We start from the raw sequence: 7,548 nt of genomic DNA, 5'->3' as shown, positions 1-7,548 counted from the left end.
GGGTGGAAAGGCGACTGTCCGCTTTCCGCCGACCGAGGCAGAAAGCGGACCATTTCCTCACTGGTTGAGGGAGAACTGCTAAGCGCCGAAGGCCCCGTCTATCGTATGCATGGCCCCTGTCACGAAGCCAGCCTCTGGACCGGCGAGCCAGGCGACCATGGCGGCGACCTCTTCGGGCCGGCCGTGGCGTTTGATCGCCATGAAGCCGTGCATGAGGTCCCGCATCGGTCCGTCCGCCGGGTTGGCATCGGTGTCGATGGGGCCGGGCTGCACGATGTTGATCGTGATGCCGCGTGGCCCGAAATCGCGGGCTAGACCCCGGGCCAGCCCCTGAAGGGCCGACTTGCTCAGCGCATAGGAGGCCATGCCGGGCACGGGCATGCGGTCGCCGTTCACCGAGCCGATCACGACGATCCGCCCGTCCGACGGCATGTGTCGCGCCGCCTCGACCGAAGCATGGTAAGGCGCATGGACGTTGACACGGAACAGGCGGTCGATCTCGTCCGGGTCTTGGTCCAGCGCATCGCCGAAGATCGCGAAGCCGGAATTGACGATCAGGACGTCGAGCGGACCGCTTTCGCGCACGGTCGCAATCACCGCGTCCCGGTCGGCGCTGTCGGTTCGAAGGGTACGGCTTCCGGTCTCGGCAGCCAGCACCTCGGCCGCGGCCTGTGAGCCGCTATAGGTAAAGGTCACGGCCGCGCCGTCGGCTGCAAAGCGCCGCACGATCGCGGCGCCGATCCCGCGGCTTCCACCCAGAACCAGAACCGTCTTGCCTTGAAACGTCGTCACGTCCGCCTCCTTGAGGAATAACTTAGGAGTCGCTACATAAATATGGGCCTTTAGGCCGTCAACGAGTTCTGTAATGTCTAATACAAAAATACCCCGGTCCCGCGGACGGCCCCGCGGCTTCGACACGGAGCAGGCGGTCGCGGTCGCCGCCGATCTCTTTCGCGCCCGCGGCTTCGATGCCGTAAGTGTTGCCGATGTCATCGATGTTCTGGGCATCAAGCCGCCGAGCTTCTACTCGGCCTTCGGCAGCAAGCAGGGGCTCTACGCACGGGTGCTGGAACGCTACGCAGCGATGGGAGCAATCCCGCTCGACGATATCCTGAGACAGGACCGTCCCGTGGCAGACAACCTGACGGCGCTGTTGGATGCAGCAGCCCACCACTATGCCGCCGATCCGGAGACAGCCGGTTGTCTTGTGGTGGAAGGCACCCGCTGCAACGATGCGCAGGCCCGCGAGGCGGCTCTGGCCTACAACCTTGCCGTGGAAACACAGATCCGGGACCACATTGCGAAGCGCCATGCAGCGGAAGCGGCGGTCCTGACGGACTTTGTGGCGACGACCCTGTTCGGCCTGTCGGCCAAGGCACGCAGCGGCCACCGTCTCGACCAGCTTCGCACGACGGCACGCCTAGCGAGTTCGGCGATCCGGTCCGCGCTGATGGAGTAGGCTCGGTTCGAACGACCGCTTTTGATCGCCGTGTGTAACGAAGTGGATGTCTGCGAAGGGTCGGTTGCGGATGGACCGCTTTCAGGTGTCCGCTTCCAAGGCGCCGATCGGCGCGATCGGGTGGTTTTGAGACGGTCCGCTATCAAAGATAAAAGTATGATAGCGGACCTGCACTTGGCGACAGCCTCATATGCGCGCATCCGGCGTTGGATGCTGCCGCTTCAGTTCCGCTATGTAGTCTCGCAGGAGCGCAGCCCGGCGCGGCCGAAAGCTTGACCCGGCCAGGGAGACGCTCTGAATGCGGTCGGTACGGAACATGCGGAAGTCCTCTCGCAGGCAGCACCACGCGAGCATGGTCTGCGTCCGGTCGGTGTAGACGACGGCGAGAGGCAGGACCATCCGTTCGCTGACCGCGTCGTTCTTGTCGGCATAGCCGATCCGTAGCGCTTCCTCCCGCCAGCACGCCCCGCGCACGATCTCCATGTGAGGCGTCATCTCATAGCGCGGTGTCGGCCGGAAAACCTGTGAGATGGCGTGCAGGAGATACTGCTCGCGGTCGTCGGGCAGCGTAGCGGCGACCTTGGCGAGGACCGATGCCGCCGCCTTGGCCAACACGGGGTCGCCCATGCTGGCGACCTCCGCCATCCCGAGCGCGATCGCCTCGATCTCGGCACGCTCGAACGTCTGGGGCGGAAGCGCGTAGTCTTCGATCAGGCGGTAGCCGTAGCCTCGCTCGCCCTCGATCCGAGCCCCTGCCGCGCGTAGGGCGTCGATGTCGCGGTAGAGCGAGCGCTGCGAGACCTCGGTCGCTTCCGCCAGCCGCGCCGCGGTGATCGGGGCGGCCACGGTGCGCATGGCCTGGAGAAGACGGAACAACCGATCCGACCGCGCCATGCCATCGCCCCCTCGCCAACTGCCGCAAACTGTCAGTTGGGTCGGTCTAACGTGTTTTCTGTCAGACACGAAGAGGCAACTGCCATGACCATCCAGACCGTCACCCACCTGAACTTCCGCGGGCAAGCTGGCGCGGCGCTCGCCTCCTACCAGTCCGTGTTCGGCGGGCGGCTGACGCTCGTCACCTTCGCCGACGCGGGGGCCGTCACCGATGTGGCCGAGGCCGACCAGGTGATCTGGGGCGAGGTCTCCTCCGAGGACGGCTTCCACGTTATGGCGATGGACGTGCCGGCCGCGCGGGACTGGAACCCCGGAACGATACCCGTCTTTGTGTCGGTGCGCGGCACCGACGCCGATCAAATCACTCGCTACTGGAACGGGCTCGGGGAAGGCGGCACGATCATCCAGCCGCTGGGTCCGGCTGGCTTCTCGCCGCTCTACGGCATGGTGCGCGACCGCTTCGGCGTCACCTGGGTGTTGGACGTGCAGGCACCGCAGGTTCGCTCCTAGCCGTCGCGGGTAAATGCAGGGCGTACGGCGTTCGATTCACGGAAGGTGTCTATTCCCGCAAAGTAGCTTCGGGGGACGCGCACTGGTTTTGCATGCCCGTTTGTCGACCCCTTCAGATGTCGTGATATGGGGTCCGAGACGGCACTTGCCTCGTCGCATCGGTTGGCTCAACCGTCGACATAGGTCGCCAGCTCCTCCGGGGTGCCCCGGGGGAATGCCTCTCTCAACAGATCGAGGAAGGCGGACACGCGAGCGCTAAGTAGGCGTCGCGAGGGGTAGAGCGCCCACAACGTGATCTCGGATCCCGGTACCTCACCCCAGCCGACCAATCGTCCACCGGCGAGATCGCCACTGACGAGCGAGACGGGCAGGCGCGCCGCCCCGACGCCCGCGCGCACCGCATCGCGAACCATCACCAGCGACGACAGGCGCATGACCGGGTCGACGGCCACGTGCATCTGGCCTTCAGCGATCTCAAGCTCCCAGATCGCGTTCGGATCGCCCGATCCGCGAAGTACCACCGGGAGGGTGTCGTCGTGCGAGGGACGCGCGAGGGCGGGGCTCGCCACGGTCACCAGCCGATCGTGCAGGAAGGCGCGCCCCACCAGAGCGTCGTCCGGCGCCGGGTTCACCCGGATCGCGAGGTCATACCTTTCTTCGATCATGTCGACCGGGCGATCGTCGGTCGTCACCTCCAGTCGGACCGCCGGATGCCGAAGGGCGAACGCCACCGCCAGGCGTCCCATCGCGGTCTGCGAGAACAGGAGCGGCGCGCTGATCCGGAGCCGGCCGCGGACTGCTTCGCCGCCCGACGCGATCGCCGCGGTGGTCTCCTCGAGTTCGGTCAGGAGGCTGCCCGCCCGCTCGAACAGGGCCCGCCCTTCCTCCGTCAGCTTGAGGTCGCGTCGCCCCCGCTCGAACAGGCGCAGGGACAGAGCGGCTTCGAGTTCGGCTACGCGACGTGACAGCGTTGCCTTGGGTCGTGCGGCCGCTCGGGCGGCCTTTCCGAACCCGCCATGCTTGGCGACGAGCGTGAAGTCGACGAGGGCGAGGAGATCCATACTGTTCCACCAGCGAGACGGCGCGTCCCAATATGCCGGCTATTGGTACGGATGTGGATCGACGATCTTTGGGTCAGCCAAACCGGCTCGAACCGAAAGGACCCCCTCCCATGACCATCCTCGTCACCGGTGCCACCGGCCGCGTCGGCCGCAACGTCGTCGACCAGCTTGTCCAGCGCGGCGCGAGCGTCCGCGTCCTGACCCGCGACCCCGCCAGGACCGCCTTCCCCGACGGCGTCGAGGTGGCGAAGGGCGACCTACTCGACCTCGATGCTCTGCGCGCCGCCTTCTCCGGGGTCCGCACGCTCTTCCTCCTGAACGCGGTGGCGGGCGACGAATTCACCCAGGCCCTCATCGCCCTCAACATCGCCCGCGAGGCCGGTATCGATCGCATCGTCTACCTGTCGGTGTTCGAGGCCGATCGCGCCGTCAACGTCCCGCACTTCGCGGTGAAGTACGGCGCCGAGCGGATGCTGGAGGCGATGGGCTTCGGCGCCACGATCCTGCGGCCGACCTACTTCATCGACAGCGAGGTGATGGTGAAGGACGTGATCGTCCAGCACGGCGTTTACCCGATGCCGATCGGCTCGAAGGGCGTCGCGATGGTGGACGCACGTGACATCGCGGAGGTCGCGGCGCTGGAGCTGATCCGCCGAGACTCGGCGACGGAGAAACTGCCGATCGAGACCATCAATCTCGTCGGCCCCGACACGCTAACAGGCGACGATGTCGCCGGCATCTGGTCCGAGGCGCTCGGTCGACCCGTCGTCTACGGCGGCGATGACCCGAGCGGGTTCCAGGCGAACATGGCGAGCTTCATGCCCAAGTGGCAGGCCTACGAGATGCGCCTGATGGCCGAGCGCTATGTCAGCGACGGCATGATCCCGGCGGACGGCGACGGCGAGCGTCTGACCAGGATGCTCGGCCGCCCGCTGCATTCCTATCACGAGCTCGCTTCGGCGATCGTCGCCTTCGGCGTTAGCGGTGAGGCATGAGCGCTAGGGTGCCTCTGGGTAGTCTCGCAGCACCCTGGTATCATGCGGAATGGATGTCTGCTTCGCGGACGTTTTGGCGGCAGCCCCAGCGGCAATGTTGGGTCGCTTGCTGCCATCAGCATGCACGAGCCACCAATTCGGGCGGTTCGTAACCATGGCATCGCCGTTGTCCGCGGCAGTCGCCACCTCCGAGCCATCACCGCCATCCCTAAACCTTTACGATCCTCCTTCCCGGGCCCTTAGGGACCAGCAGCTAGCGTTTCATTTCGGGAAACGGAGCGAATCAGCATGGCGAGAAAGTCGGTCGACGAGAAGCGTGCGGAGGACCGCAGGATCGCGCGGCGCCTGGACAAGCTGAAGAACAAGGTCGGCTCGTTGGGCAAGCGCGGCCTCGAGGACACGTTCGCAGCCGGCGAAGCCTTGGAGGAAGCGGCGGTCCTGCTCCGCGGCGGCTTCACGGGATGGGTGCGCGAGGAGTGCGGCATCGATCCGCGAACGGCCCTGAACTTTCGGAAAACATTTCGCGTCCTCGGCCCCCGGAAGGAGTGGCTGCTCGAGATGGGTGTCGCGCCCAGCGTCGCCATCACCCTAGCGGCCGCCCCGCCCGAGGGTCGCGAGCGTGCGCTCGAGGAGATCGCCGCGGGACGCAAGCTCACCGCGGCCGACGCGAAGCTACTTGTCCGGGTCGTTTCCGCCGAGCGTCCTGGGAAGCGCGCTGCCGGCCCGAAGGCGCTGGAGCGTTCGGCCCGAGCGTTCTGCACGCACGTGCTTACGGAGGCCGGCCGGATCGTCGAAGCGGCATCCCGAGCGGACGACGCGGACGAAGCCGCGCTCGCGGACCTCGCCGCGGCGGCGCGCAGCCTCCACCCCCTCGCAGCCGTCCTCGACCGCGACACCGCGGGAAGCGGTCAGACCGAGGTACAAGGTTTCAACTCGGCGTTGGCCACCCTGGCTGCCGCAGAGCGACCGGACGACGTTCGCGCCGCGGCGGCGGCGTTAGTGCGGGTATACGAGCTTGCTGAGCCGGACCCGGCATCTGTCGAAGCGGCGCCCTTCATCGTCGATGCAGATCGCGTGCCTGCCGGCTCGCCGCGGTCGCGAACCAGCTTGGTGTCCTCGACCTTCAAGCACGGCCTGACCGCGTTCGAACTCTGCGCCGGCGGCGGAGGCCAGGCTGCCGGGCTCGCTAAGGCCGGCTTCCGCCACGTGGGCCTCCTCGAGCGCGAGATGGCGCCCTGCAAGACGCTGCGCGCGGCCTTCGGCCCAGAGCACGTCATCGAAGCCAGCCTGGTCGGATACGAGCCGGGCGACGTCGGGCCGGTCGACCTCCTAGCGGGAGGGGTGCCCTGCCAACCGTTCTCGCCGGCCGGCGAGCAGAACGGAGAACACGACGACCGCGACCTCTTCCCCGAGGCGCTCCGGCTGGTGAAGCGGCTTCGCCCCCGCGCCGTCATGCTCGAGAACGTGAAGGGCATCCTGTACGCGGTGAACGACAGCTACCGTGCCCGGATCCTCTCCAAGCTGTCGCGCATGGGCTACCAGTGGGACTGGTGGGAGCTGAACTGCGCGGACTTCGGCGTGCCTCAGAGGCGTCGCCGTGCGATCCTCGTCGCCTTCAGGGAGCCTGCGGCCTGGGCCCGCTTCAAGCGCCTCAAGTCCATCGGGGACTTCGCCGAGGACCCCGTCACGGTAGCCGAGGCGCTTCAGTCCTACCTCCGCTCGCGAGGCTTCGATCCGACGCCGGAACTCCTCGAGCGGATGCGGCGCGTTGCGCCGACCGTCATCGGCGGCAGCCTCCAGAAGCAGAGCTCCGACCTCGGGCAGGAGAAAGCCCGAGCTGAATGGGAGAAGATGGGCTTCTACGGGAAGCGATGGAGTGTCGCCGCGCCCGGCCACGAACATGTCGGCGAGATCCTGCCGACGAACGAGATGATGGCGCTCTTGCAGTCTTTCCCTGCCGGATGGCCCTTCCAGGGCGAGACGCGCGACGTGAACCGCCAGATCGCCAACGCCTTCCCGACGCCCGTGGCGTTCCGGCTCGGCCTCGCCGTCGCCGAGGCGCTGACGGGCGAGTGCTTCGATCCGATGGACCAGGTTGTCCATGAGGCGATGCGCTGGAACCATGTTCCCCTTTCAAGATCCGGACCTCCAGCGGCCGCGCTGGAAGCTCCGCCTCCAGCCGCCTCGTCGGCGGGCGAGCCCTCAAGAATACCACTCGCGAAGCTTCGTGAGGCCTCGTCGATGGCAGAACCGGAAGGCGTCAGCCGCTACGCAAGGTACTCGGACGAAGACGTGGACGACCACAACGTCGACGAGGAGGACCACGACATCGACGACGACAGCCACATCGACGGGGAGGACCACGACATCGACTACGAACTCCTCGGCCTCCGGTTCGGCCCGTGGCCCAAGCACCTCTGGGCACATCAGAGGAAGTTCGGACGCCTTGGACGTAGACCGTCCAATCGGTCGCCCAACTGATTGAAGGCTTGGAGCGGTGTAGTCTTCGGCGAGGACGGCATCAACGGTCGTCCTCCCGCCTCTCCAGTCAGCTGGCAGTTGACGCGGCACCTGCGATCGGGCGGGAGTACGGCCCCGTACCCTACCCGTCGTCGTTGGGTCGCTTGCC

The 7,548-nt window shown here is 66.8% G+C and carries 7 protein-coding genes; 4 read left to right on the top strand and 3 right to left on the bottom strand.

Annotation, left to right across the window (positions count from 1 at the left end):
- Positions 1–78: 78 nt before the first annotated feature.
- Positions 79–792 (bottom strand): SDR family oxidoreductase, encoded by a 714-nt coding sequence (gene bdcA / locus B146_RS0122225; protein WP_019994348.1) that lies wholly within the window; start codon positions 790–792, stop codon positions 79–81.
- A 73-nt stretch (positions 793–865) separates the two neighbouring features.
- Here bdcA and B146_RS0122220 point away from each other — a divergent pair, with 73 nt between their 5' ends.
- Complete coding sequence (locus B146_RS0122220; protein ID WP_019994349.1) at positions 866–1,459, top strand: TetR/AcrR family transcriptional regulator; 594 nt, start codon at positions 866–868, stop codon at positions 1,457–1,459.
- Between the two features lie 186 nt (positions 1,460–1,645).
- Here B146_RS0122220 and B146_RS0122210 read toward each other — a convergent pair whose 3' ends face one another.
- Positions 1,646–2,353 (bottom strand): helix-turn-helix transcriptional regulator, encoded by a 708-nt coding sequence (locus B146_RS0122210; protein ID WP_019998690.1) that lies wholly within the window; start codon positions 2,351–2,353, stop codon positions 1,646–1,648.
- 84 nt (positions 2,354–2,437) lie between these two features.
- On the opposite strand from B146_RS0122210, the gene B146_RS0122205 reads away from it, so the two are divergent.
- Positions 2,438–2,863 carry a VOC family protein gene (locus B146_RS0122205; RefSeq protein WP_019998689.1) on the top strand — a complete coding sequence of 142 codons (426 nt, stop codon included), beginning with the start codon at positions 2,438–2,440 and terminating at the stop codon, positions 2,861–2,863.
- 167 nt (positions 2,864–3,030) lie between these two features.
- On the opposite strand, the gene B146_RS0122200 is transcribed toward B146_RS0122205, so the two are convergent.
- Positions 3,031–3,924: a LysR family transcriptional regulator gene (locus tag B146_RS0122200; protein ID WP_019998688.1), complete on the bottom strand. Its 894-nt coding sequence runs from the start codon at positions 3,922–3,924 to the stop codon at positions 3,031–3,033.
- A 110-nt stretch (positions 3,925–4,034) separates the two neighbouring features.
- Here B146_RS0122200 and B146_RS0122195 point away from each other — a divergent pair, with 110 nt between their 5' ends.
- Both B146_RS0122195 and B146_RS28065 read left to right on the top strand, forming a co-directional pair.
- Positions 4,035–4,919 (top strand): SDR family oxidoreductase, encoded by an 885-nt coding sequence (locus B146_RS0122195; protein WP_019998687.1) that lies wholly within the window; start codon positions 4,035–4,037, stop codon positions 4,917–4,919.
- Positions 4,920–5,207: 288 nt separating this feature from the next.
- Complete coding sequence (locus B146_RS28065) at positions 5,208–7,400, top strand: DNA cytosine methyltransferase (protein ID WP_019998686.1); 2,193 nt, start codon at positions 5,208–5,210, stop codon at positions 7,398–7,400.
- Positions 7,401–7,548 lie beyond the last annotated feature (148 nt).

The sequence above is a fragment of the Aureimonas ureilytica DSM 18598 = NBRC 106430 genome (assembly GCF_000382705.1).
Lineage (GTDB): Bacteria > Pseudomonadota > Alphaproteobacteria > Rhizobiales > Rhizobiaceae > Aureimonas > Aureimonas ureilytica.
This window is presented reverse-complemented; position numbering and strand designations above follow the sequence as displayed.

Bases quoted from the DNA above. Each gene is read 5' to 3' on its own strand.
- B146_RS0122220 (WP_019994349.1), top strand. From the start codon at position 866: ATGTCTAATACAAAAATACCCCGGTCCCGCGGACGGCCCCGCGGCTTC.
- B146_RS0122210 (WP_019998690.1), bottom strand. From the start codon at position 2,353: ATGGCGCGGTCGGATCGGTTGTTCCGTCTTCTCCAGGCCATGCGCACC.
- B146_RS0122205 (WP_019998689.1), top strand. From the start codon at position 2,438: ATGACCATCCAGACCGTCACCCACCTGAACTTCCGCGGGCAAGCTGGC.
- B146_RS0122200 (WP_019998688.1), bottom strand. From the start codon at position 3,924: ATGGATCTCCTCGCCCTCGTCGACTTCACGCTCGTCGCCAAGCATGGC.
- B146_RS0122195 (WP_019998687.1), top strand. From the start codon at position 4,035: ATGACCATCCTCGTCACCGGTGCCACCGGCCGCGTCGGCCGCAACGTC.
- B146_RS28065 (WP_019998686.1), top strand. From the start codon at position 5,208: ATGGCGAGAAAGTCGGTCGACGAGAAGCGTGCGGAGGACCGCAGGATC.